We start from the raw sequence: 23,381 nt of genomic DNA, 5'->3' as shown, positions 1-23,381 counted from the left end.
TGCGCCTCCAGCTAACCGATCAACGGGTCCTCGAGGAGGTGCTCGAAGGCCAGTTCGGCCGCGCCGATCAGGGCGGCGTCGTAGCCTAGCTCGGGCGTACGCAAGCGAATGTGCTCGCGGCAGGCCGGCAGGGCGATGGCGTTCAGCCGGCTGCGGATCTGCGCGGCCGCGACCAGGTAGACGTCGCGGAGCGTGCCGCCGAAGATGACCGCCTCCGGGTTGAAGATGTTGACCAGGTTGCCGACGCCGAAGCCGATCCACTCGCCGACCTGGCGCACCGCGAACTGGGCCTGGCTGTCCCCGCGCATCGCCGCGTCGACCACCGCGAGCACCGCCTCGCGGCCGGTCTGGTCGCCCCGGCCGGCGTGCTTGAGCAGCGCATACTCGCCGATCTCGGTCTCCCAGCAGCCGCGCGATCCACAGCTGCATTCCCGACCGTACGGGTTGACCACCATGTGGCCGACCTCGCCGCCGTACCCGCCGTGCCCGGCGACCCGGCGGCCGTCGGCGATGATGCCGGCGCCCACGCCCACGTCGCCGTACAAATAGACAACGTTGTCACAGCCGACGGCGGCGCCCCGGGCGTGCTCGACGAGGGCCGAGACGTCGGCGTGGTTGCCCACGGTCAGCTTGCCCGCGTCGCCCAGTTCGTCGCGCAGCGCGGCGCCGACCGGCTCCTCGACCCAGCCGATCGTCGGCGCGAGCCGGACCATGCCGTCGACGCGCCGGACCATCCCGGCCACCGCCACCCCGGTCCCCACGTACCGCGCGTCGTCGGAGACCTCCGCGCGCATCTCCCGCACAAAACCCGCGAGCGGCTGTACGGCGTCGAGCACCTGCATGCCGCGGGGCCGGTCGGTCTCGCGCCGATCGAGGATCTGACCGCCGAGCCCGACCCGGGCCGCGCGCAGCCGATCCACCTCGATGCTCAGGGCGTACGCGTAGACCTTGGCCGACTCGGGCCGGACGACCAGCGACGGCCGCCCGGCTCCTCGCGTCTCTCGCGGCGTCGCCTCGCTGACCAGCCCTGCGGTGGTCAGCTCGGCGGTCAGTGCCCCGATGGTGCTGCGGTTGAGCCCGAGCCGGCTGGTGAGTTCCGCCCGGGAGGTCGCGCCGTGCACGTGCACGTAGCGCAGCAGGGTCCCGAGGTTGTGCCGGCGGACCTCCTCCTGGCTGGGGCCGGCCCGCATCAGCGTGCCGCCCCCGCGCCCAGGATCTCTCTCATCGGTTTCCGGTGGCCGCCGCTCTGCGCCGCGCCAGGGCGTCGACGCTCGCGGCGACGAGCAGGATCAGACCGGTCACGATGTACTTGGTGCCGGCCGAGTAGCCCATCAGACCCATGCCGTTGTCGATGACGGTGATCACCGCGCCACCGATGACCGCGTTGATCGCCTTGCCCTTGCCGCCGAAGAGGCTGGTGCCGCCGATGACGGCCGCACCCACGGAGTAGAGCAGGATGTTGCTGCCGCCGGTGTTCGGGTCGACCGAGTTCGCCCGGCTCACCGCGAGGATGCCGCCGATCGAGGCCATGAACGAACAGATGACGAAGACCGAGATGCGGATCCGGTCGACCGGGATACCGGCCCGGCGGGCCGCCTCGGTGTTGCCGCCGACCGCGTAGACGTGCCGGCCGTACGTGGTGCGGCCGAGCACGAAGGTCCAGATCACCAGGAAGAACGCGATGATCGGTACGACGATCGGGATGCCCTTCACCGAGGTGAGCACCGGGTTGATCGAGCGCTCCTGGGTGAGGATGGCGGTGGCGATGAGCAGCACGACGGCCAGGCCGCCGATGCGCAGCCCCACGATGCCGATCGGGTCGGTGACCAGGCCCCGGGCGGCGCGGCTCCGGACCCGGTTGAGCTGGATCAGCGCGTAGCCGACGACCGCGACGATGGTGAGGGCCCAGCTGAGCGCCGCGGAGAGGTTGCCGTTGGCGAGCTTCAGCACGAACGTGTCGGTGATCGAGATGTTCTTGCCGCCGCCGAGCAGGTACAGCAGGATGCCCTGGAACGCGAGGAACGCGGCCAGGGTGACGACGAACGACGGGATGCCGAACTTCGCCACCAGGAAGCCGAGCACGAAGCCGATCACGATGCCGGTGACCATCGCCGCGGGGATGGCGGCGTACCAGGGCCAGCCGTGGGTGGTCAGCATGATTGCCATGACCGCGCCGCAGACGCCCGAGGCGAAGCCGGCGGAGAGGTCGATCTCGCCCAGGAGCAGGACGAAGACCAGGCCCATCGCGATGAAGACGTACTGAGCGCCCTGCGAGAACATGTTCGCGAAGTTGAGCGAGCTGAAGAAGGTGTCCCGGGCGACGCCGAAGATCAGGCTCAGGATGACCAGGCCGAGGACGGCGGGCAGGCTGCCGAGGTCACCGCCGCGGACCCGGCCCCAGTAGTCGTAGAGGTGGCTGGCGACGGTCGGCTTGACGACCTGGACGCCGCCGGCCGTGGTGGTCGTGGTGGTGCTCACTGGTCGCCTCCGGGCGTGATGTCGACGACGTCGCCGTTGAAGTCGGACGGCTTCTCGGGCGGCAGCCCGAGGTTGCCGCTGCGGCCCGCGGTGATCAGCTCGACGATCTGGGAGTGCGTCACCTCGGTGGCCTTGACCTGGGCGGCCATCCGGCCGAGGTAGAGCGCCGCGATCCGGTCGGACACCGCGAACACGTCGTTCATGTTGTGCGAGATCAGGACGACCCCGAGGCCGTTGTCCGCGAGGCGGCGGACCAGCTCCAGCACCTGGGCGGTCTGCGCGACGCCGAGTGCGGCGGTCGGCTCGTCGAGGATCACGACGCGGCTGTTCCAGAGCACCGCCTTGGCGATCGCCACGGTCTGCCGCTGGCCACCGGAGAGACTGGCCACCAGCTGACGGAGCGATTTCACCGTACGGACCGAGAGGCTGGCGAGGGTGTCGCCGGCCATCTGCTCCATGGTCGGCTCGTCCAAGACGATGCCGCGCTTCTTCTCCCGGCCGAGGAACATGTTCTGGACGATGTCCAGGTTGTCGCAGAGGGCCAGGTCCTGGTACACAACCTCGATGCCCAGCGCGGAAGCATCGCGCGGGCTGTGGATCGCCACCGGGTTGCCGTCGAAGGTGATCGTGCCCGAGTCGATCGTGTAGATACCGCTGACGCACTTGACGAGGGTCGACTTGCCGGCGCCGTTGTCGCCCACCAGGGCCGTGACCTCGCCGGGGTAGACGCTCAGACCGACGTCGTGCAGGACCTGAACGGGGCCGAAGCTCTTGTCGATCCCGTTGAGCTCCAAGAGGGGTGTCGCGGCCACGATGGTTCTCCTTCGCTAAGTGACCGGTGGGGGTGACCCGACTCCGGCGCCGCCCACCCCCGAGTGCCCGTGGGGTGAGCGGCGCCGTCGTCAGCCGTTCGGGACTAGCCCGTCACATGCGTCAGCTGATGCCCGCGTCGGTGCAAGCCTTCGCGTACGCGGCGGTGCACACCTCGTCCTTGGTCACGAAGCCGTCCGCGATGACGTCCTTGATGGTGTCCTTGGTGATCGCCTTCGGGGTCAGCAGCACCGAGGGAACCGACGCCTTCGACGTCGGGTCGGTGACGGTGCCGGTCGCCGTGGTCGGCTTCTGGCCCTTGGCGATCGCGATGGCGAGCGCCGAAGCCGCGTCCGACTCCTGCTTGATCGCCTTGTACACCGTCATGCACTGGTCGCCGGCGAGGATGTTCTGCAGACCCTGGGTGGTGGCGTCCTGACCGGTCACCGGCACCTGGCCGTTGAGCTTGTACTTCTTCAGAACCGAGATCACCGCGTTGCCGAGGCCGTCGTTCGCCGCCAGCACACCCTTGATCTGCTTGTTCTGGGTCAGCATCTGCTCGAAGATCGTGCCGCCCTGGGCGTTGTCCCAGTCCGGAACGGACTGGTTCGGGCCCTTGGTCAGGGTGCCGTCGGCGTAGAGCGGGTTGAGCACCGAGTCGTAGCCCTGGGCGAACAGGGTCGCGTTGTTGTCGGTCGGCGAGCCGTTGAGCTCGGCGACGATCGGCTTGGTGTAGTTCTTGGCCTTCAGGCAGTCGACCAGGCCCTGGCCCTGCAGCTCGCCGACCTTCACGTTGTCGAAGGAGACGTAGTAGTTCGCGCCGCCGCCCAGGGTGAGGCGGTCGTAGTCGATCGTGGCGATGCCGGCGGCCTTGGCCTTGTCCAGCACGGCCTTGCCGGTGCCGGAGTCCAGGTTGACGATGATCAGAACCTTGACCTTGTTCGCGATCATGCCGTCGGCGATGGTCTGGAACTGAGTCTTGTCACCCTGCGCGTTCTGGATGTCGGCCTGGACACCGGCGGCGTCGAACGCCTCCTTGAGGTACTTCGCGTCGGCGGTCGCCCACCGGGCCGAGCTCTTGGTGTCGGGGAGAATGACGCCGACCTTGCCGACGCTGGAGCTACCGCCGCTGCTGCCGGAGCCGCTGTCTTTCTTGCCACACGCGGCCAGGCCGCCGGTCGCCAGGAGGCCGACCGCGGCAAGGGCGAACAGTCCCTTACGCATTCCTTGGTTCCTTTCGGGTAATCCGGGCCTTCGATCGGATTCGATGGGTGTGCGCTGCCGGGAGTGTCGCTCCCCGAGACGCCGAATGATCAGTTTCTTAGTTTGTTGTGCCCGGCAACGTATTCCCGTTACGGCCCGTCGCACAAGCGGTGCGCCCGGACGATCTCGTAACCCGGCATAACAATCCGGCAACACGGCGGTGATGCAGCGACGTGGCCTGCACCGATGGCCCGGTACCGGTACCGGGCGTCGCTTCGGGTCCTCACGAAGTGACGCTAGGTCACTCCCCCGCCCGATCTCGCCCATTCTCGGGAGAAAGATCCCGGCGGCCCGTAACGTTGTCGTAACGGGCTGACGACCGGCGGAGATATCGCCTTTTATGTCCGTATAGCGGCGGTAACCGCATCGGTCAGGCGAATCAGATCCGACGGCGCCAGCGCCACCTGGAGGCCCCGGCGACCCGCCGAGACGTACATCCGGTCGAGGTCGAGGGCGGACGCGTCGACCACCGTCGGCAGGCGCTTGCGCTGCCCCAGCGGACTGATTCCGCCCCGTACGTAACCGCTGCTCCGCTCGGCGGCGACCCGGTCGGCCAGGCCGGCCCGCTTGCCACCGGCCGCGGCGGCCAGCGCCTTGAGGTCGAGATCGCCGGTCACCGGTACCACCGCGACCACCAACCGGCCGTCGACCTCGGCGATCAGCGTCTTGAAGACCCGGGCCGGCTCGATCCCCAGCGCCTGCGCCACCAGCGCGCCGTAATTCGGCGCGTCCGGGGAGACGTCGTACGGGTGCAGGGTGTGCTCGACCCGCTGCTCGGCCAGGACGGCGGTCGCGGGGGTACCGGCCGCGGGCTTCTTCGCCATGCCAGCAAGATATCTGCCCGTTTGCTCAGGTGAGGCTGCCCGGCCGCGCCGTGTGGCAGCGCCTACACCGGACGGCAGAGCAGCACGGTCGGCGCGCCGGCCACCCGGGTGAGCACGAGCGACGCCGCCTCCGAACCGGAGAGTCGCAGGTCGCGCCGCAGTTGCTCGGGCTCGAGGGCGGAGCCGCGCTTGCGGATCTCGAGGCGGCCGACGCCACGCTCGCGGAGCAGGGCCCGCAGCCGCTTCAGCGAGAACGGCAGCACGTCGGTGATCTCCAGGCGACGGCCGAACGGGGTGTCGACCGGCTCGTCGGCGTACACGTAGGCGATCTCGGGGTCACCCAACCGGCCGCCGACCGTTTCCGCGAACTCCGCGACCAGGTGAGAACGAACAACGGCAGGGTCAGGATCGATGACGTACGCCCCGACGGGGCCGACCGGCGCCGCCGCGGTCCCGCTCCCGGTGAGCTCGGCTCCACCCGGGAGCAGGGTGGCCCGGCGCGGCACGGTCGCCAGCGGTCCACACCAGAAGGCGGCCTCGACCAGATCACCGTCCACGCTCACCCACTCCCCCTCGGCGCCCGGCGGCAGCAGGTCGTGATCGATGCCGGGGGCGAGCTTGAGGACGGTCCGCGGCACCCGCTCGGCGAGGCCGGCCACGAAATCCCAGGGCGGCGAGTACGACCTGGGGTCGAACACCCGGCCGCGCCCGGCCCGGCGGCGGGCCGGATCGGCGAAGACCGCGTCGTAGTCCTCGACCCGGATCGTCGTGGCGTCCGCGCAGTCGACCTTGATCAAGTGGTCGAGGCCGAGCGCCGCGGCGTTCGCGGCGGCCAGGGCCGCGGTCGGCGGGTCGGCTTCCACGGCGTACACGAAAATGCCTCGGGAAGCCGCCGCCAAGGCATCCGAGCCCAGCCCGCACCCCAGATCGGCCAGCGTCTTGACGCCCGCCGCCGCGAGCCGCGCCGCCCGGCGCTGGGCGACCACCGCTCGCGTCGCCTGCTCGAGCCCGGCGCGCGTGAAGAACATCCGGCCGGCCGCCGGGCCGAACTTCGAGGTCGCGCGGCGGCGCAGATCGACCTGCGTCAGCGCGGCCGCCGCCAGCTCCGGGCCGACGCCCCGGGCCCGCAGCGCCGAGGCCGCGGCCAACGGGTCGCCGGTCGCCAGCCGATCGGCCTCGGCCAGCGCATTCACCCCTTCGGGGCGCCGCAGGAGGGCGAGAATATCGGGGGTCACGAAGGCATTCTCCCCGGCGTGACGACACTGGCACTCTGGTTGACGGAGTGCTAGTTCCGGCATAACCTCGCGGTTAGCACTCTCAACATGAGGGTGCCAGCCGGTCACCCGACGGGTGGACGGTTAGGCACCAGGCGGACCGGCACCCGCGACGACGGCCCCGCCCGGTGGCATGAGGCATCAGACCGGCCAAAACTCTTGGCCGGCGGAACCTGTACCCAGGAGGGTATGCCCGTGACTACCGCGACCAAGGTTGCGATCAAGCCGCTCGAGGACCGCATCGTGGTCCAGGCGAACGAGGCTGAGACCACCACGGCGTCGGGCATCGTGATCCCCGACACCGCCAAGGAGAAGCCGCAGGAGGGCACCGTCCTCGCTGTGGGCCCGGGCCGCATCGACGACAAGGGCAACCGCGTTCCGGTTGACGTCCAGGTCGGCGACACGGTCCTCTACTCGAAGTACGGCGGCACCGAGGTCAAGTACGCCGGCGAGGAGTACCTGGTGCTCTCCGCCCGCGACGTCCTCGCGGTCATCGAGAAGTGACCTACTGACAGTGCGCACCGCCCTGGCCCATTTCCTCTTGGGTCAGGGCGGTGGTGCTTGAAAGGACCTAAAGATGGCGAAGATTCTCAGCTTCTCTGACGACGCCCGGCACCTGCTGGAGCACGGCGTCAACACGCTCGCCGACACGGTCAAGGTCACTCTGGGCCCGCGCGGCCGCAACGTCGTCCTGGACAAGAAGTTCGGCGCCCCCACGATCACCAACGACGGCGTCACCATCGCCAAGGAGATCGATCTCTCCGACCCGTACCAGAACCTCGGCGCCCAGCTGGTCAAGGAGGTGGCGACCAAGACCAACGACGTCGCCGGCGACGGGACCACCACGGCGACCGTGCTCGCCCAGGCGCTCGTGCGTGAGGGCCTGCGCAACGTCACCGCCGGGGCGAACCCGCTCGGCCTCAAGCGCGGCATGGACAAGGCGGCCGAGGCCGTCTCCAAGGCGCTGCTGGCCAAGGCGGTCGAGGTCGACGACCACAAGGCGATCGCCAACGTCGCCACCATCTCGGCCCAGGACGCCACCATCGGCGAGCTGATCGCCGAGGCGATGGACCGGGTCGGCCGCGACGGCGTCATCACCGTCGAGGAGGGCTCGGCGATGCTGACCGAGCTCGAGGTCACCGAGGGCCTGCAGTTCGACAAGGGCTTCATCTCACCGAACTTCGTGACCGACCCCGAGTCGCAGGAGTCCGTTCTCGAGGACGCCTACATCCTGCTGACCACGCAGAAGATCGCCAGCCTCGAGGAACTGCTCCCGCTGCTGGAGAAGGTGCTGCAGGCCGGCAAGCCGCTGCTGATCATCGCGGAGGACGTCGAGGGCCAGGCCCTGTCCACCCTGGTGGTCAACGCGATCCGCAAGACCTTCAAGGTCGCCGCGGTGAAGGCGCCGGGCTTCGGCGACCGGCGCAAGGCGATGCTGCAGGACATGGCGATCGCGACCGGCGGCGAGCTGATCGCTCCCGAGCTCGGCTACAAGCTCGACCAGGTCACCCTCGACATGCTGGGCACCGCCCGGCGGGTCGTGGTGGACAAGGAGAACACCACGATCGTCGACGGTGGCGGCAAGACCTCCGAGGTCACCGACCGGGTCGCGCAGATCCGCAAGGAGATCGAGGCGTCCGACTCCGACTGGGACCGCGAGAAGCTCTCCGAGCGCCTCGCGAAGCTCTCCGGCGGCGTCGCGGTGATCAAGGTCGGCGCGGCCACCGAGGTCGAGATGAAGGAGCGCAAGCACCGCATCGAGGACGCCATCGCGGCGACCAAGGCGGCGGTCGAGGAAGGCACCGTCCCCGGTGGCGGCGCGGCCCTCGCCCAGGTCGCCAAGGAGCTCGAGGGCAACCTCGGCCTCACCGGCGAGGAGGCGACCGGCGTCGGCATCGTCCGCAAGGCGCTGGTGGAGCCGCTGCGCTGGATCGCGCAGAACGCCGGCCACGACGGCTACGTCGTGGTGGGCAAGGTCAACGAGCTCGGCTGGGGTCACGGCCTCAACGCGGCCACCGACGAGTACGTCGACCTGTCCGCGGCCGGCATCATCGACCCGGTCAAGGTGACCCGCAACGCGGTCTCCAACGCCGTCTCGATCGCCGGCCTGCTGCTGACCACGGAAAGCCTCGTGGTCGACAAGCCGGCCGAGCCGGCGCCCGCCGCGGGCGGCCACGGGCACAGCCACGGTGGCCACGGCCACCAGCACGGCCCGGGTTTCTGATCCGCTGTATCACCGGAAGGGCGCGCCACTGGCGCGCCCTTCCGCGTTCCACCACGCCCAGCCGCTGGCGAACCAGATCGAGCGGAGCTTCGCGCGGCGGGTGCGGTCGCTGCCGCCGACGACCCGGAAGCTGCTGCTGGCCGCCGCGGCGGATCCACTCGGCGACGCGAAGCCCGGGGTATCGAGCAGGCCGCGGAGGCGACCGCCGAGTTCCCGTGCGGTGGGCGGGCGCCGCTCAGCCCTCGCCGCTCCTTCCCGGCGGCGCGGCGGCGGTAGAGTGCGGCCGTGACTATCCGGGCCTCCGACGACGATCGGCAGCGGATCGTGGCCGCGCTCGAGCGGCACACCGGCGCCGGCCGGCTCACGCTGGACGAGTTCGCCGAGCGCGCCCAGCTCGCACACGACGCCCGGACCCTCGACGACCTGGCCGCCGTCGTGCACGACCTGCCGGCTGACGCGGCCGACGCGGCCGACGGTGAGGGCCCGCGCCGCGACCTGCTCCTGCTCTTCGCCATCGCCGCGGCCACGCTGGTCGTGCTGGGCATCTTCATCGCCCTCACCCGCTGAGCCGCGCCGCCCAAAGTCGGTGGGTCGCGCCGCCCATACTCGGTGCGTCGCGCCGAGCCGCCGCCCTCAGCGGGGCCGCCGAACATCGCTGAGCCGCCTCACGCGCTGAGTCGCGCCGGCGCTGAGCTGCCGCCCTCGCCCGCTGAGTCGCGCTGGCCGCTGAGCCGCCGCCACCGCTCGCCGAGTCGCGCCGCGCTGCCTCCTTTACTCGGTGAGTCGCGCCAGCGGCTCGTCGGTGTCCTCCGGGGTGCGCTCGCCGTGCCACGAGCGCCACAGCGACGCGTACGGACCGTTCGCCGCGACCAGTTCGTCGTGCGAGCCGAGCTCGGTGATCCGCCCGTCCTCGACCACCGCCACCCGGTCGGCGTCGTGCGCCGAGAAGAGCCGGTGCGCGATCGCCACCACCGTGCGCCCGCGCAGCACCGCCGCCAGTGAACGTTCCAGATCGCGCGCCGCCCGCGGGTCGAGCAGCGACGTCGCCTCGTCCAGCACCAGCGTGTGCGGGTCGGCCAGGACGAGCCGGGCCAGCGCGACCTGCTGGGCCTGCGCCGCGGAGAGCTGATGGCCGCCGGCGCCCACCTCGGTCGCCAACCCTTTCGGCAACGCGAGCGCCCAGTCGAGCGCGTGCACCGCCGCCAGCGCCGAACGCACCTCCGCCTCGGCCGCGCCCGGCCGGACCATCGCGACGTTCTCCCACACCGAGCCGATGAAGACGTGGTGTTCCTGGCTGACCAGGGCCACCTCGGCCCGCAACCGGTCGAGCGGCAGGTCACCGAGCGGCACCCCACCCACCGTGATCGTGCCGGCGCCGGCCTGGTGCACGCCGGCCAGCAGCCGCCCGAGCGTGGACTTGCCGGCCCCGGACGGCCCGACGATGGCCAGCCGCTCCCCCGGCTCGAGGGTCAGGTCGATCCCGTGCAGCACCTCGCGCCCGGGCGTGTACCCGAAGCGCAGCCCGCGCACCTCCATTCTTCCCCCGGCCGGGACCGGCACCTCGGCCTCGGATCGCTCGGGATCGCTTTCCGCCACGCCCAGCAGCCGGGCCAGCGACGCCGCCCCGACCTGCAGCTCGTCGAGCCAGCTCAGCAGCCGGTCGACCGGGTCGATCAGGAGCTGCACGTAGATCACCGCCGCGGTCAGCTGGCCGAGCGTGACCGTGCCGCGCAGGTAGAGCAGGCCGCCCACCAGCAGCGTCGCCACCACCGGCAGCACGTAGCCGACCTCGACCATCGGGTACCAGACGGTCCGCAGAAACCGGGTGTACCGCTCGCTGAGCCAGGTGCGGTGCAGGTCCCGGTCGGTCCGCTCGACGCGTTCCCGCCGGCGGCGCAGCGCGTCCACCGTGCGGGCGCCGTCGACCGTCTCGGCGAGGCCGTCGGTGACCAGCGAATAGCGGGCGTTCTGCGCCAGGTACGCCGCGGGCGCGCGACGCAGGTACCACCGGGTGCCGCCGACCAGGATCGGCACGGCGATCAGCAGCGGCAGCGCCAGCAGCGGGGTGACCACGACCAGCGCGCCGACCACCAGCGCGACCGTGATCAGCGCGATCATCGTTTCCGGCACGGCCAGCCGCACGCACCGGGAGAGCGCGTCCACATCCCTGGTCGTACGGGTCAGCAGGTCACCGCTGCCGGCCCGCTCCACGGTGGACAGCGGCAGGGCGAGGACGCGCTCGACGAACTCCTCGCGCAGCCGGGCCAGCACCCCCTCGCCGAGCCGCGCCGACGCCAGGTGCGCGAAGCGGGTCAGCACCGCCTGCACCAGCACGAACCCGGCGATCAGCAGCCCCAGCCGGTCGATCGCCGCGGCGCCACCCCCGTGCTGCAGGCTCTCCACCAGCTCGCCCAGCAGGCGCGGCCCGACCAGCCCGGCGATCGCGGCCGCCACGTGCAGCGCGACCGCGCCGCCGAGGGCCCGCGGGTGACGGCGGAACAGCTCCACCACGTACCGCCGGACCTGGACGTTGTCGGCCACCGGCAATAGGCCGCTCATGGCTGGTCCGCCCGGAGCACCGTGCGGGCGTAGCGGGGCTCGGTGTCGAGCAGGCCGTGGTGACGGCCCGCCGCGACCAGCCGCCCCGCCTCGACGAAGCAGACCCGGTCGGTGCGGTCGAGCACCAGCGGGCTGGACGTGCAGATCACCGTGGTGCGCCCGGCCCGGGCGGCGATCAGCCGCTCGGCGATGCGGGCCTCGGTGTGCGCGTCGACCGCGCTGGTCGGCTCGACCAGGATCAGCGTGTCGGGGTCGGCGACCAGCGCCCGGGCCAGCCGCAGCCGCTGCTGCTGGCCGCCGGAGAACGACCGGCCACGCTCGGCGACCTCGCTATCCAGCCCGTCGGGCAGCGCCTCGACGATGTCGGCCGCCGCCGCGGTGTGCAGCGCGGCCGGCAGGCGGCCGCTGCCCTCCGGATCCAGATCGGAGCGCAGCGGGCCGGAGAAGAGGTGCGCGTCGTTGTCCGCCACCAGGATCCGCTCGCGGACGGTGGCCATCGCGAACTGGTCCAAGGGGCGGCCGCCGACCGTGCCGCCCTCCGCATACCGCCCCAGCCGGTCGGCGATCAGCGCCGCCTCGGCGGGCTGCGCGGAGACGATCGCGGTGATCTCGCCGGGGCGAATGACCACACCGGACCGCGGGTCGGCCAGGTCGCCCGCGAAGCTTTCCGGCGCGGCCGGGGACGCCGGGTCGGGCAGGTCGGTGGTCGCGGTCAGCATGGTCACCACGCGGCGGCCGGCGACGTGGCCGCGGGTGAGCTTGTCGAGCGCCTCGGTGAGCTGGCGCAGCGGGGTGACCAGGAAGGCCGCGTACGCGTAGAAGGAGACCAACTGGCCCACCGTGACCTGCCCGGTCAGCGCGAAACGCGCGCCGAGCCAGGTGACCAGCACCAGGAAGACGCCGGGCAGCAGCACCTGGGCCGCCTCGAGCAGCGACTCGACCCGCGCCGTACGCACCCCCGCCGCCCGCAGCGACTGGGACTCGACCCGGTAGCGCTCGGCCAGCACCGCCTCGCCACCCACCCCGCGCAGCACACGCAGGCCGCTGACCAGGTCGGCCGCGCGCCCGGTGAGCAGGCCCTGCTGCGCGCGGGTGATCTGCTGCCGATGGTGCAGCGGCTTGATCAGCAGGCCGACCACGGCCATCAGGATCGGCACGCCGAGCACCACGACCAGGCCGAGCGGCACCGACGTGACCAGCAGAATCACCGTGACGGTGACCACCGCGACCAGCGAGCCGACGCCGCGGGCAATGATTTCGACGGCCGAACCGACCGCCCGGATGTCGGCCGTTCCGATCGCCACCACCTCGCCGGTGTCGAGCCGGCGGGACAGCGCCGAGCCGAGCCGGCCCGCCTGGCGCACCACCAGCTGCACGGTGACGAACGCGGCCCTCAGGAAATTGACCACCGTGATGCGGTGGCGGACGATCCCGCTCCAGGCCTGGCCGGCTCCGATCAGGAACAGCACGAGGCACCAGAGCATCAGGTCGTCGCGGTCGTGCCGGGTCGCCGCGTCGATCGCCTTGCCCACGACGGCCGGCACGAAGGCCTGGAACAGCATCCAAACGACGCCCATCACGAGCGCGCCGAGCACGGGCAACCGGTAACGCCGGACCAGCCAACCGAGGTAACGGCTGGCGGACCGGTCGTCGGGAACGCCGGGGTCGGCGTCGGGCAGCTGCGTCATCAGGGCCCCGACGTTACGGGCGGGGTACGACAGAACGCGACGCGTTTTCCCGGCCCGCGGTCAGCGGTCGACGGGGCTGAAATCCCAGACGTGCGGCGCCCGCGCGACCAGCTTGGCCGGCGGCGTGAGCAGGCTTTCCGGGCTGTTGCGCCACTTCGAGATGACCACGATCCGGCGGTCGGTCGACGAGAACACCTCGCTCGACACGTGCTGCGGCAGCACCTCGATCCGGGGCACTGCCACGTCGCAGACCCAGGTCAGCAGCTCGTCGAAGCCGCTGGCCGAGGCCCGCACCTCCCACATCCTCGCGATCATGCTGGCTTCCTACCCCGCTACGCTGACCGAGGTCAATGCCATTGAGGAATCGGCGGGCAGATCGAGACGCGACGGCGCGACCCCGGCGGCGACCAGTCGCGAGCCGAGGGCGGCCACCATGGCGCCGTTGTCGGTACACAGGGACGGGCGTGGCACGCGTACGGCAATCTTGTGCTTTTCCGCTCTTTGTTCGGCAAGCACCCGCAGGCGGGAGTTGGCCGCGACGCCTCCGCCGATCACCAGGGTCCGCACGCCGTTGGCCAGGCAGGCATCGATCGCCTTGGCGGTCAGCACGTCGCAGACCGCCTCCTGGAAGCTCGCCGACACGTCGGCCACCGGCACCGGCTCGCCGTCCCGCTCGCGCGCCTCCACCCAGCGGGCGACCGCGGTCTTCAGCCCGGAGAAGGAGAAGTCGAAGCGGTGCGCGGCGAGATCCTTCAGCGCGGTCAGCCCACGCGGAAACGCGATCTTGCCGGGATCACCCTCGCGCGCCCGCCGATCGATCACCGGGCCGCCTGGGAAACCGAGCCCCAGCAGCCGCGCCACCTTGTCGAACGCCTCCCCGGCCGCGTCGTCGATGGTCGCACCGAGCGGGGTCACGCCGGTGGTCAGGTCGTCGACCAGCAGCAGCGACGAGTGCCCGCCGGAGACCAGCATCGCGACCGCGGGCTCGGGCAGCGGGCCGTGCTCCAGCGTGTCCACCGCCACGTGCGCGGCCAGGTGGTTGACGCCGTAGACCGGCTTCTCCGCGGCCAGTGCATAGCCCTTGGCCGCGGCCACCCCCACCAGCAGCGCGCCGGCCAGGCCGGGTCCGCTGGTCACCGCGATCGCGTCCACGTCGGCCAGGGTCACCCCGGCATCGTCGAGCGCGCGCCGCATGGTGGGCACGATCGCTTCCAGGTGGGCGCGGCTGGCCACCTCGGGCACGACGCCGCCGAACCGGGCATGCTGGTCCACACTGGACGCCAGCGCGTCGGCTAGCAGCGTGTGCCCGCGCACGATGCCCACGCCGGTCTCGTCGCAGGAGGTCTCGATCCCGAGGACCAGGGGCTCGTCAGGCATCGCGCATCATCACCAGGGCGTCCGTGTTGCTGGGTTGGTAGTAGCCGCGCCGGATGCCGACCGGCTCGAAATCGTAGGTCGCGTAGAGCCGCTGGGCCGGCGCGTTGTCCACGGCGACCTCCAGCAACGTCTTCCGGATGCCGCGCCGTTCGGCCTCGGCGAGCAGCGCCTCGAGCATCGTCCGGCCGACGCCGCGGCGCTGGGCCGTGCGGCGCACCGCGATGTTCTGCACCCAGGACTCGTCGCCGGTCGCGGCCAGCCCGGCGTAGCCGAGCAACTCGTCGCCGTCGACCGCGACGATGTAGAAGTTGCGCTGGGCCAACTCGTTCCAGAACATCGCCGGCGACCACTTCTCGGCGCCGAACAGGTCCTTCTCGATCGGCAGCACCTCGGCGATGTGCCACCAGCGGAAACGTTGTATCTGCATCAAGTCAGCACGGATTTCCGGGTCGTCGGCTCGACCGCGTCGGGGCGCCGCAGGTAGAGGGGCGTGAGTGGCTCGCTCGGCGCGGCCCGGCTAATCCGGTCGGCCGCGAGGGCGACGAGGGCCGCGCCGGGTGGATAAAGCAAATGCTCTTCCACCGGTACGCCGAAGATGTCGCCATATTTGAGGCCGCCCTCGCCCACCACCCTTTCTTGCTCCCGTACGGGGAACGGCTTGCTCACCTCCGGGCCCTCGACGCGCTCACCGTCCACATAGGCCGCCCAGTAGATCTCCTTTCGGCGCGCGTCGGTGGCGACCAGCACCCGGCCCGGCCCGGCGGCCCGGCCCAGACCGTCCAGCGAGCACACGCCGTACGTCGGAATGTCCAGCGCCTGCGCCATGCTCGCGGCCGTCGCCAGCCCGACCCGCAGGCCGGTGAAGGGGCCCGGCCCGACGCCGGCCACGATCGCGGTCAGGTCGCGCGGCCGGACGTCGTGGTCGGCCAGGATCGCGGCGATCTCGGGCGCCAGTTTCTCGCCGTGCGCTCGGGGGTCGACGGTGCGCCGCTCGGCGACCCCGCGCAGGCCGTCGGCGGTGACCTCCACCAGCGCGGCCGTCGACGCGGGGGTCGCGGTGTCCAAGGCGAGTACGAGCACGAGCCGACCCTAACGCGGATCCCAGTCGACCAGCGGGCGGCCGCCGTCGGCGAGCGCCTTGTTGGCCGCGCTGAACGGGCGGACCCCGCGGAAGCCCTCCCGGTTGAGCGGGCTGGGATGGCCGGCCTCGAGCACGGCGTGCGCCGGGTTGGTGATCAGGGCGGCCTTCTTCCGGGCGTAGCCACCCCAGAGCAGGAAAACCACCCGGTCGGTACGGGCATTCAGCGCCCGGATCGTGGCGTCGGTGAACGCCTCCCAGCCCTTGCCGGCATGCGAAGCGGCAGCCCCGCCCCGAACCGTGAGGACCGCGTTGAGCAGCAGCACGCCCTGCCGGGCCCAGCCGGTGAGGTCGCCGGAGGTCGGCGGCGCGACCCCGACATCCTCGGCGAGTTCCTTGAAGATGTTGCGCAGCGACGGCGGGATCCGTACGCCGTCGCGCACGCTGAAGCTGAGCCCGTGCGCCTGGCCCGGGCCGTGGTAGGGGTCCTGCCCGAGGATCAGCACCCGGGTCTCGGCCGGCGAGCACAGCCGGTACGCCGCGAACAGGTCCTCGATCGGGGGATAGATCGTGTGCGCCGCGTACTCGGCGGCCACGAACGCGCCCAGCGCCGCGGTCGCGTCGGCGTCCAGGAAGGGGGCCAACTCGTCCCGCCACTCGGCCGGCAGCAGGTCAGGCAGGTTCACGTGGTCTCCAGTCGTCCTATGCGGGCGGCCCAGTCGCCGCCGTGCGGCACCAGCTCCACCACTCGGGTGTCGTCGTCCAGCCGGTCGAGCCGGACCTGCAGGTATTCGTCGTTGAGCTGCTCGACCAGGCCGGCGCCCCACTCGACGACGGTGACCGTCTCCTCGGCCGAGGCGTCCAGGTCGAGGTCGTCGATCTCGGCGCGCGGGTCGGGCCGGTCGCCGAGACGGTACGCGTCGGCGTGCACCAGCGGGACCGGGCCCCGATGCAGCCGGGCGATCACGAAGGTCGGCGAGGTGATCGCGCCCGCCACTCCGAGCCCGGCGCCGATGCCCTGCACGAGCGCCGTCTTGCCGGCCCCGAGCGGGCCGGTGAGCAGCACCAGGTCGCCGGCGCGCAGAATCGCGGCCAGCCGTTTGCCGAAGGCTTGTGTCTCCTCGACGGTGGCGAGCTTCATTTCGCCAGTCATGAGATCTTCTCCACGAAGGGCAGCATCGCGGCGTTGACCTCGTCCGACTTCTCCAACATCACGACGTGGCCGCTGTCCTCGATCTTGACCATGCGGGCGTCGGGCAGCCGCTTGATGATCTCCTCGGAGTGGCTCACCGGGGTCAGGTAGTCCTTGTCGCCCACGATCACCAGGACCGGCACGCCGCGCAGCGCCGCCAGCGCCGGGTAGCGATTGTGGTTGTACAGCGTGTTCAGATACTTGGTCAGCGTCTCGACCGAGGTCTTGGAGTTCATCCCCTCCACGAAGGAGACCAACGACGGGCTCGGCTTGGCGTCGCCGAAGCCGTACCGCCGGGTGAGCAGCCAGGCCAGGTCGGAGGAGGCGAACCGGGCCCGCTCGATCACGTTGCCGCCCAGGTGCGCGGCGGTGCCCCAGAGCGGGAAGAACGGCGCGCTGGCCCGCGCGACCAGCGACGGCAGGGCCAGCTTGGCTCGGTCGATCAGGCGTGCCGAGGTGGAGATCAGTACCACGCCGGTGACCCGGTTGCCGAACCACTCCGGATACTTTTCCGCGAACGACATGATGGTCATGCCGCCCATCGAGTGCCCGACCAGGATGATGTGGCCGTCCGGCACGGTGGCATCCAGCACCGCGGCGAGCGACTCGCCGAGCGTCGAGATGTCGTAGTTACCGGATTTCAGCTTGCTGGACCGGCCGTGCCCGGGCTGGTCGTAGAAGACCAGCCGATGGTCGCCCCGCTCGGTGAACATCTGGCGCTGGAAGTAGAAGGTGCCCATGTCCAGCGCAAAGCCGTGCACGAAGACGATCGTCGGCTTGTCGGTGGGCGCGGTCGGCTCGACGATCTCGACGTGCAGCTCGGTGCCGTCGGCCGCGGTGACGGTCAGCTCCGCGTCGAACGGCTGGTCGGCGAACGACTCGTCGGCGTAGGGGTCGCCGGGGGCGTTGACCGAGCGGCGGACCAGGGTGCGCTCGACCGCGAACGCCGTGGCCAGGCCGGCCGCCACCACGCCGATCGCGGCGCCGGCGATGCCGACCTGTTTGGCCCGCCGCCGCGGGATCTTCGGGCTCACGCGGCGGCCCCCGTCGCCGCGTCGCCGTCGTACACGCGGGGCACTCGCATGCTGCCGAACCGGGTGACGATCTCGTAGTTGATCGTGCCGGCCGCCTCGGCCCAGTCGTCGGCGGTCGGGCCGCCGTCGTCGCCCGGCCCGAACAGCGTCGCCACGTCGCCGGCCGCCACCTCGTCGTCGCCGACGTCGAGCACGATCTGGTCCATGCAGACCCGGCCGGCCACCCGGCGCCGCTTGCCGCCCAGCTGCACCGGTCCGGCGTTCGAGGCGGCGCGCGGCACCCCGTCGGCATACCCGAGCGGCACCAGGGCCAGCGTCGTCTCCCGCTCGGTGTAGTACGTGTGACCGTACGACACGCCCTGCCCAGCCGGCACCCGCTTGGTCTGCGCGACCCGGGCCCGGGCGGTCATGGCCGGCCGCAGCCCGAACTGCCGCCCCGCGACCGGTGACAGGCCGTAACAGGCGATGCCCGGCCGGACCAGGTCGTAGTGGGCGTCGGGGCGGGCCAGCGTGGCCGCCGAGTTGGCGATGTGCCGATACCGCGGGTTGATGCCGTACCGCTCGGCCACGGCCAGCCCGTCGGCGAACGCGGCCAGCTGGTGGTCGACCGTCGGGTCGTCGGGCAGGTCCGAGCTGATGAAGTGGCTCCACACGCCGACCACGTCGATGTCGCCGTCGGCCTGCGCCTTCGCGGCCGCCTCCAGCACGGCGGGCCACTCGGCCGCGGTGGCGCCGCCGCGGGACAGCCCGGTGTCCAGCTTGAGGTGGACGCGGGCCTGCCGCTCCGCCCGGCGCGCGGCCGTGACCAGCTCGTCGATCAGCCCCAGCGTGCTCGCGGACAGGTCGATACCGGCTGTCACGCCCTCGTGCAGCGCCTGGCCCGGCGAATGCAGCCAGGCCAGCACCGGCACGTCCAGGCCGGCCCGGCGCAGCACGAGACCCTCCTCGAGGGTGGCCACGCCCAGCCAGGTCGCGCCGCCGGCCAGCGCCGCCCGGGCGGACGGCAGCATGCCGTGCCCGTAGCCGTCGCCCTTCACCACCGCCATCACCTCGGCGGTGGTGCCGGCGCGCATCAGCGCCACGTTGTCCCGGATGGCGTCCAGATCGATCCGGACCTCGGCCTGCCACATGATTCCCAGCCTACTTATCGGTTTTCCCGGTGAAGAACAGCCTTCCTGGCGGTCGGAGCAGCTCTTTCCGCTTGGCCGTGAGCGCTTTCCGCGCGGTCGGGGGCGCACCCCGCGCGGTCGGGGGCGCACCCCGCGCGGTCAGGGGCGCACCCCGCGCGGTCAGAGGCGCACCCCGCGCGGTCAGGGGCGCACCCCGCGCGGTCAGGGGCGCACCCCGCGCGGTCAGGGGCGCACCCCGCGCGGTCAGAGGCGCACCCCGCGCGGTCAGAGGCGCCTTCCGCGCTGTCGGGGGCGCCTTCCGCGCGGTCGGGGGCGCACTCCGCGCGGTCGGGGGCGCACTCCGCGTGGTCATAGCAGCGCCGCGAGCGTCGGTCGCAGCGCGGCGGCGACATCGGGCGACGTGACCGGGCCGTGCTGAGCGGCCCAGCGGCCGGCGAGACCGTGCGCATACGCCGCCGCGACCGCCGCCCGCTCCGGCGGGAGGCCGCCGGCCAGCAGCGACCCGAGGAGGCCGGCGAGCACGTCGCCGCTGCCCGCAGTGGCCAGCGCCGAGCTGCCGGTCGGGTTGGCCCAGACCTCGCCGGCCGGGGTCGCCACGATCGTCCGGTCGCCCTTGAGCAGCACCACCGCGTTGATCCAGGCGGCCAGCCGGCACGCGGCGCCGACCCGGTCGGCACCCGGCGACTCCCCGGCCAGCCGCTTGAACTCGCCGTCGTGCGGGGTGATCACCAACGGTGCGTCCCGGCGCAGGTCCTCGGCGTGGCTGCCGTCCACCAGCAGCGTCAGCGCGTCGGCATCCAGCACCACCGGCACCGAGGTGGCCAGCACGCTGCGCAGCGTCGTCCGCGACTCGTCGTCGGTGCCGAGCCCGGAGCCGCACACCCAGGCCTGCACCCGGCCGGCCGCGCCCACCTTGTTCACCGCGACCACCGAGGGGTGCGCCCGGACGACGTCGGCATACGCGCTGCCGGCGTAGCGCACCATGCCGGTCGGGCCGGCCAGCGCGCCGCTCACCGAGAGCAGGGCGGCGCCCGGATACTTCGCCGAGCCGGTCGCGATGCCGACGACGCCCCGGGTGTACTTGTCGGATTCCGCGCCGGGGGTCGGCCACCAGCCGGCGATATCCGCCGCATCCGGCACGTGCACCGCCGGGTCGGCCCGCAGCACCGGCCCGAGACCGATGTCGACCAGCTCGACCTGACCGCAGCGCACGGCGGCCGGCCCGACCACGTGGGCCGGCTTGAGGCAGCCAAAGGTGACCGTGACGTCGGCGGTGACCGCCTCACCGGGCACGTCGCCGGTGTCGACCGCGACGCCGCTCGGCACGTCGACCGCGACCACCGCGGGCCGCCGGCCGGAACGCCCGCGCAGGTCACCCAACCGGGCGACCAGGCCGGCCGCCGGCTGGCGCAGGCCACCGCTCGCCCCGATGCCGACGATGCCGTCGAGCACGAGATCGGCCCGCTCGGGCAGGTCACGCACGGTGAAGCCGCCGGCCGCGCGCAACGCCGCCAAGCCGGCGAGGTGGACCCGGTCGGGGCGCAGCAGGATGGCCCGCACCTGGGCGCCGCGCCGGGCCAGGGCGGCCCCGGCATACAGCGTGTCGCCGCCGTTGTCGCCGCTGCCCACCAGCAGCACCACCCGGGCGCCGTAGACGCCGCCGTCGTCCTCCAGCAGCAGCGCGCATCGGCGGGCCAGGCCGGCCGCGGCCCGCTGCATGAGCGTGCCCTCCGGCAGCGTCGCCATCAACGCCTTCTCGGCCGCCCGCACGTCGGCGACCCGCCATGCCTGCCGCATCTGCCCTCCAAGCCATCTCGGTGCTGCCGTCGGTTTTAGGCCCCGGGTACGACAGTTTCGCGTTCGCGCTGGTCAGGACTCCGCCACGACCATCGCCGAGGCGATCCCGCCGTCGTGCGAGAGCGAGAGATGCCATCGAGAGATGCCACGCGCCGCCGCGGCCGCGGCGACCGTACCCGAGACGGTCAACCACGGACGGCCATCCGGATCGGCGACGATCTCGCAGTCGTGCCAGAGCAGGCCGGCCGGCGCGCCCAGCGCCTTCGCCACGGCCTCCTTGGCGGCGAACCGGGCGGCCAGCGACTCGGCCGACCGTGGGTTGCCGGAGCCGGTCACCCGCTCGTCCTCGGTGAAGAGTCGGACCCCCAGCAGCGGGGTCCGGTCGAGGGCGCGGGCGAAGCGGTCCACCAGGACGACATCGATGCCGACAGCCACGATCACGGCCCAACCCTATCGGTCCCGATCGGGCGGCGCTGCGCCGTAGCGCACCGCCGGAGCTGCGGCAAGGCCCTGTGGACAACCCATGGGCCAGACCCGCGCGGTTGTCCACAGGCGCCCCCGATCACGGTCGCCGGCGCCTAACGTCGGCGCATCCCGTTGCCCCGGCTTGGAGGTTGCCGTGAATCCCGATTTCGAGGTCGACACCGAGGAGTTGCGCCGCACCGCCTCCGCCCTGACCACCACCGCCGCCGAGGTCGGCGCCACCGCGGCGGAGACACCGCCGGCCGAGCGCACGCCCCGCTGGCGGGCGACGGATGCGGCGGCCCTGGCCGTCGAGGCCGTCCAGCAGCAGCTGCGACATCTCGGCGCCAGTACGGCCGAGACGGCGCGCCTGATCGCCGTGGCCGCCGCGGCGTATGCGGAGGCCGACGCCCGCGCCGCCACCCGTCTGCGGCTCACCCGATGAGCGCCGCCGTCTACGCCCGGCTGCGGGTCGCCGATCCCGCCCGCTGGCGAGGGATCGCCCGGGCCTGGCGCCGGTGGGCCACCCTGGCGGGCCGGCTCGCCGACCGTCTCCATGCCGATCTCGTACGCCTGGGCACGGCCTGGTCCGGTGCGGCGGCGTCGGCGGCCGTGGCCCGGCTGACCACCCTGCGCCGCGGCCTGACCGTCGTGCGTCTCCTGTGCTGGCAGGCCGACCAGACGGCGAGCGAGTTCGCGGCCGCCCTCGATCGGGCGAAACGTCTGCTCGCCCGCGCCCTGGCCGCCGCGCACCGGGCCGGCCTGACGATCGACGACGAGGGCCGGCTCCGCGACGCCTCAGCACCATCCGCCGGTCCACGAACGGCACACCCAGCCGCGGCCGCACCCGGCACGGCAACAAGCGGCACGCCTGCACCCGGCGCGGCCGCACCCGGCACGCCGGCAAGCGGCGCGCCGGCACGCGGCCCGGCGGCGACCGGCGCGGCGATCTACGCCGGGCCGGTCGCGGGCGACGCGATCATGGCCGCCCAGCGCGCGACAATCTCCGCCGACCTGAGTGCGGCACTCACCATCGCGGCCCGGGCCGACGACGTGGCGGCCGACCGGCTGGCCGAGATCGAGGGCGCCAGCCGGCTACCGGCCCAGTCGCCGGGGCCGGAGCGGCCGGCCTGCACGGCCACCCCGGCCGAGGTGCGCCGCTGGTGGGCGGCGCTGTCCCCGGCCGAGCGCTACTGGCTGCTGGTCACCGAGCCGAGCTGGCTGGCCCCGCTGGACGGCATCCCGGCGGCCGACCGCGACGCGGCCAACCGTCTCCTGCTCGACGAGCGACGGGCCGAGCTCGATCAAGCCCTGACCAGTGCCCCGGCCGGGGACCGGCGTCGGCTGCGCGAGCTGCGGCAGGGGCTGGACACGCTGGCCGACCGGCTGGATGACGACCGTGGGCCGCGCGCCTACCTGCTCCGGCTCGACCTGAGCGAGGAGGGCCGGGTGGCGCTCGCGCTCGGCGACCCCGACCGGGCCGACAACGTGGTCACCCACGTGCCCGGGATGACCGCCGAGCTGGCCCGGTTCGAGGGCGAGCTGTCCCGGGCCGAGCGGGTGGCCGACCGCGCGACCGAGATCTCCCCGGCCGCGTCGACCAGCGCGGTGCTCTGGCTCGACTACGACGCCCCCGATTTCGTCGACGAGGCGGCGAGCGCCCGCCGGGCCGAGGCCGGCGCGCCGGCGCTGCGACGGTTCCAGGACGGGCTGCGGGCGGATGGCTCGGCGCGGCAGACCGTGATCGGCCACAGCTATGGCTCGCTGGTCGTCGGCAAGGCGGCGACCAGCGGCTTCGCCGCCGACAACGTGGTCTTCGTCGGGTCGCCGGGCGTCGGCGTCGACTCGGCCCGCGACCTGACCGGCCGGGTCTGGGCGACGACCTCGCTCAGCGACGTCATCCAGTACGCGGCGCCGGCGCCCGCCGCTGCCGCCCGCGACCTGCTGCTGGCCCCGGCCTTCCCGGCCGCCGCCCTGCCGCAGAAGGACCTGTGGTTCGGTCACAACCCGAGCGATCCGGCGTTCGGCGCGCACACCTTCCGGAGCAGTCCCGGCGCGGGCCACCTCGGCTACTGGGACCAAGGCAGCCCGTCGCTGGACACCATGGCGGCGATCACGCTGGGCACCGCCCGATGAGCGCCGGACACCGCCCGATGAGCGCCGGGCATCACCAGCGCCCCGGAGGAGCCGG

General features: G+C 72.5%; 23 protein-coding genes. 5 read left to right on the top strand and 18 right to left on the bottom strand.

Features of this window, described 5'->3' with window-relative positions:
* Nucleotides 1–11: 11 nt before the first annotated feature.
* The 6 genes from IH26_RS0113850 to IH26_RS0113825 form a co-directional block, all read right to left on the bottom strand.
* Entirely contained in the window at nt 12–1,190 is a 1,179-nt protein-coding gene (locus IH26_RS0113850) for an ROK family protein (RefSeq protein WP_030436573.1), read from the bottom strand.
* Between the two features lie 31 nt (nt 1,191–1,221).
* Nucleotides 1,222–2,478, bottom strand: a complete 1,257-nt coding sequence (locus tag IH26_RS0113845; RefSeq protein ID WP_030436572.1) for a sugar ABC transporter permease — start codon at nt 2,476–2,478, stop codon at nt 1,222–1,224.
* Complete coding sequence (locus tag IH26_RS0113840) at nt 2,475–3,290, bottom strand: ATP-binding cassette domain-containing protein (protein ID WP_030436571.1); 816 nt, start codon at nt 3,288–3,290, stop codon at nt 2,475–2,477. Before IH26_RS0113840 ends, IH26_RS0113845 begins: the two co-directional genes overlap by 4 nt.
* 121 nt (nt 3,291–3,411) lie before the next feature.
* Complete coding sequence (locus tag IH26_RS0113835) at nt 3,412–4,512, bottom strand: sugar ABC transporter substrate-binding protein (protein WP_030436570.1); 1,101 nt, start codon at nt 4,510–4,512, stop codon at nt 3,412–3,414.
* Between the two features lie 377 nt (nt 4,513–4,889).
* Nucleotides 4,890–5,375 carry a Cys-tRNA(Pro) deacylase gene (gene ybaK / locus IH26_RS0113830; RefSeq protein WP_030436569.1) on the bottom strand — a complete coding sequence of 162 codons (486 nt, stop codon included), beginning with the start codon at nt 5,373–5,375 and terminating at the stop codon, nt 4,890–4,892.
* A 62-nt stretch (nt 5,376–5,437) separates the two neighbouring features.
* Nucleotides 5,438–6,610 carry a class I SAM-dependent methyltransferase gene (locus IH26_RS0113825; protein ID WP_030436568.1) on the bottom strand — a complete coding sequence of 391 codons (1,173 nt, stop codon included), beginning with the start codon at nt 6,608–6,610 and terminating at the stop codon, nt 5,438–5,440.
* Between the two features lie 228 nt (nt 6,611–6,838).
* On the opposite strand from IH26_RS0113825, the gene groES reads away from it, so the two are divergent.
* The 3 genes from groES (at nt 6,839) to IH26_RS0113810 (ending at nt 9,440) form a co-directional block, all read left to right on the top strand.
* The gene (gene groES / locus IH26_RS0113820) at nt 6,839–7,153 is read left to right on the top strand and encodes a co-chaperone GroES (RefSeq protein WP_030436567.1); all 315 of its coding nucleotides are present in this window, start codon (nt 6,839–6,841) and stop codon (nt 7,151–7,153) included.
* A 73-nt stretch (nt 7,154–7,226) separates the two neighbouring features.
* Entirely contained in the window at nt 7,227–8,873 is a 1,647-nt protein-coding gene (gene groL, locus IH26_RS0113815) for a chaperonin GroEL (RefSeq protein WP_030436566.1), read from the top strand.
* A 285-nt stretch (nt 8,874–9,158) separates the two neighbouring features.
* Entirely contained in the window at nt 9,159–9,440 is a 282-nt protein-coding gene (locus IH26_RS0113810) for a DUF1707 SHOCT-like domain-containing protein (protein WP_030436565.1), read from the top strand.
* 204 nt (nt 9,441–9,644) lie between these two features.
* Here IH26_RS0113810 and IH26_RS0113805 read toward each other — a convergent pair whose 3' ends face one another.
* The 12 genes from IH26_RS0113805 to IH26_RS0113750 form a co-directional block, all read right to left on the bottom strand.
* The gene (locus tag IH26_RS0113805) at nt 9,645–11,432 is read right to left on the bottom strand and encodes an ABC transporter ATP-binding protein (protein ID WP_030436564.1); all 1,788 of its coding nucleotides are present in this window, start codon (nt 11,430–11,432) and stop codon (nt 9,645–9,647) included.
* A complete protein-coding gene (locus tag IH26_RS0113800; protein WP_030436563.1) occupies nt 11,429–13,120 on the bottom strand; it encodes an ABC transporter ATP-binding protein in 1,692 nt (563 codons plus the stop codon). Before IH26_RS0113800 ends, IH26_RS0113805 begins: the two co-directional genes overlap by 4 nt.
* 60 nt (nt 13,121–13,180) lie before the next feature.
* Nucleotides 13,181–13,435, bottom strand: a complete 255-nt coding sequence (locus IH26_RS0113795; RefSeq protein ID WP_030436562.1) for a hypothetical protein — start codon at nt 13,433–13,435, stop codon at nt 13,181–13,183.
* A 9-nt stretch (nt 13,436–13,444) separates the two neighbouring features.
* Nucleotides 13,445–14,497, bottom strand: a complete 1,053-nt coding sequence (tsaD, locus tag IH26_RS0113790; protein WP_030436561.1) for a tRNA (adenosine(37)-N6)-threonylcarbamoyltransferase complex transferase subunit TsaD — start codon at nt 14,495–14,497, stop codon at nt 13,445–13,447.
* Complete coding sequence (gene rimI / locus IH26_RS0113785) at nt 14,490–14,924, bottom strand: ribosomal protein S18-alanine N-acetyltransferase (protein WP_030436560.1); 435 nt, start codon at nt 14,922–14,924, stop codon at nt 14,490–14,492. The genes tsaD and rimI overlap by 8 nt, the downstream gene beginning before the upstream one ends.
* On the bottom strand, nt 14,924–15,577 hold the full coding sequence (gene tsaB, locus IH26_RS0113780) for a tRNA (adenosine(37)-N6)-threonylcarbamoyltransferase complex dimerization subunit type 1 TsaB (RefSeq protein WP_030436559.1): 654 nt from the start codon (nt 15,575–15,577) through the stop codon (nt 14,924–14,926). The genes rimI and tsaB overlap by 1 nt, the downstream gene beginning before the upstream one ends.
* Nucleotides 15,578–15,586: 9 nt before the next feature.
* Nucleotides 15,587–16,261 (bottom strand): uracil-DNA glycosylase, encoded by a 675-nt coding sequence (ung, locus tag IH26_RS0113775; protein ID WP_030436558.1) that lies wholly within the window; start codon nt 16,259–16,261, stop codon nt 15,587–15,589.
* The gene (gene tsaE, locus IH26_RS0113770) at nt 16,258–16,728 is read right to left on the bottom strand and encodes a tRNA (adenosine(37)-N6)-threonylcarbamoyltransferase complex ATPase subunit type 1 TsaE (protein ID WP_030436557.1); all 471 of its coding nucleotides are present in this window, start codon (nt 16,726–16,728) and stop codon (nt 16,258–16,260) included. Before tsaE ends, ung begins: the two co-directional genes overlap by 4 nt.
* Nucleotides 16,725–17,801 carry an alpha/beta fold hydrolase gene (locus tag IH26_RS0113765; RefSeq protein WP_030436556.1) on the bottom strand — a complete coding sequence of 359 codons (1,077 nt, stop codon included), beginning with the start codon at nt 17,799–17,801 and terminating at the stop codon, nt 16,725–16,727. Before IH26_RS0113765 ends, tsaE begins: the two co-directional genes overlap by 4 nt.
* Complete coding sequence (gene alr / locus IH26_RS0113760) at nt 17,798–18,931, bottom strand: alanine racemase (RefSeq protein ID WP_030436555.1); 1,134 nt, start codon at nt 18,929–18,931, stop codon at nt 17,798–17,800. The genes IH26_RS0113765 and alr overlap by 4 nt, the downstream gene beginning before the upstream one ends.
* 348 nt (nt 18,932–19,279) lie before the next feature.
* Nucleotides 19,280–20,728 carry a bifunctional ADP-dependent NAD(P)H-hydrate dehydratase/NAD(P)H-hydrate epimerase gene (locus IH26_RS0113755; RefSeq protein WP_030436554.1) on the bottom strand — a complete coding sequence of 483 codons (1,449 nt, stop codon included), beginning with the start codon at nt 20,726–20,728 and terminating at the stop codon, nt 19,280–19,282.
* Nucleotides 20,729–20,800: 72 nt separating this feature from the next.
* On the bottom strand, nt 20,801–21,169 hold the full coding sequence (locus tag IH26_RS0113750) for a holo-ACP synthase (RefSeq protein WP_030436553.1): 369 nt from the start codon (nt 21,167–21,169) through the stop codon (nt 20,801–20,803).
* A gap of 178 nt (nt 21,170–21,347) precedes the next feature.
* Between IH26_RS0113750 and IH26_RS0113745 the strand changes: the two genes are divergently transcribed.
* Both IH26_RS0113745 and IH26_RS0113740 read left to right on the top strand, forming a co-directional pair.
* The gene (locus IH26_RS0113745) at nt 21,348–21,635 is read left to right on the top strand and encodes a hypothetical protein (protein WP_030436552.1); all 288 of its coding nucleotides are present in this window, start codon (nt 21,348–21,350) and stop codon (nt 21,633–21,635) included.
* Complete coding sequence (locus IH26_RS0113740; protein WP_030436551.1) at nt 21,632–23,326, top strand: alpha/beta hydrolase; 1,695 nt, start codon at nt 21,632–21,634, stop codon at nt 23,324–23,326. The genes IH26_RS0113745 and IH26_RS0113740 overlap by 4 nt, the downstream gene beginning before the upstream one ends.
* The last annotated feature ends 55 nt before the right edge of the window (nt 23,327–23,381 follow it).

Origin of the sequence: Actinoplanes subtropicus (assembly GCF_000721705.1) — a bacterium.
Classification (GTDB): Bacteria; Actinomycetota; Actinomycetes; order Mycobacteriales; family Micromonosporaceae; genus Actinoplanes; species Actinoplanes subtropicus.
The sequence above is the reverse complement of the archived record's forward strand: the minus strand, read 5'-3'. Positions and strand labels throughout refer to the sequence as shown.

Bases quoted from the DNA above. Each gene is read 5' to 3' on its own strand.
- rimI (WP_030436560.1), bottom strand. From the start codon at position 14,924: ATGCAGATACAACGTTTCCGCTGGTGGCACATCGCCGAGGTGCTGCCG.
- IH26_RS0113755 (WP_030436554.1), bottom strand. From the start codon at position 20,728: ATGCGGCAGGCATGGCGGGTCGCCGACGTGCGGGCGGCCGAGAAGGCG.
- ybaK (WP_030436569.1), bottom strand. From the start codon at position 5,375: ATGGCGAAGAAGCCCGCGGCCGGTACCCCCGCGACCGCCGTCCTGGCC.
- IH26_RS0113740 (WP_030436551.1), top strand. From the start codon at position 21,632: ATGAGCGCCGCCGTCTACGCCCGGCTGCGGGTCGCCGATCCCGCCCGC.
- tsaD (WP_030436561.1), bottom strand. From the start codon at position 14,497: ATGCCTGACGAGCCCCTGGTCCTCGGGATCGAGACCTCCTGCGACGAG.
- IH26_RS0113795 (WP_030436562.1), bottom strand. From the start codon at position 13,435: ATGATCGCGAGGATGTGGGAGGTGCGGGCCTCGGCCAGCGGCTTCGAC.
- IH26_RS0113835 (WP_030436570.1), bottom strand. From the start codon at position 4,512: ATGCGTAAGGGACTGTTCGCCCTTGCCGCGGTCGGCCTCCTGGCGACC.
- IH26_RS0113805 (WP_030436564.1), bottom strand. From the start codon at position 11,432: ATGAGCGGCCTATTGCCGGTGGCCGACAACGTCCAGGTCCGGCGGTAC.
- IH26_RS0113850 (WP_030436573.1), bottom strand. From the start codon at position 1,190: ATGCGGGCCGGCCCCAGCCAGGAGGAGGTCCGCCGGCACAACCTCGGG.
- groES (WP_030436567.1), top strand. From the start codon at position 6,839: ATGCCCGTGACTACCGCGACCAAGGTTGCGATCAAGCCGCTCGAGGAC.
- tsaE (WP_030436557.1), bottom strand. From the start codon at position 16,728: ATGACTGGCGAAATGAAGCTCGCCACCGTCGAGGAGACACAAGCCTTC.
- groL (WP_030436566.1), top strand. From the start codon at position 7,227: ATGGCGAAGATTCTCAGCTTCTCTGACGACGCCCGGCACCTGCTGGAG.
- alr (WP_030436555.1), bottom strand. From the start codon at position 18,931: ATGTGGCAGGCCGAGGTCCGGATCGATCTGGACGCCATCCGGGACAAC.
- IH26_RS0113800 (WP_030436563.1), bottom strand. From the start codon at position 13,120: ATGACGCAGCTGCCCGACGCCGACCCCGGCGTTCCCGACGACCGGTCC.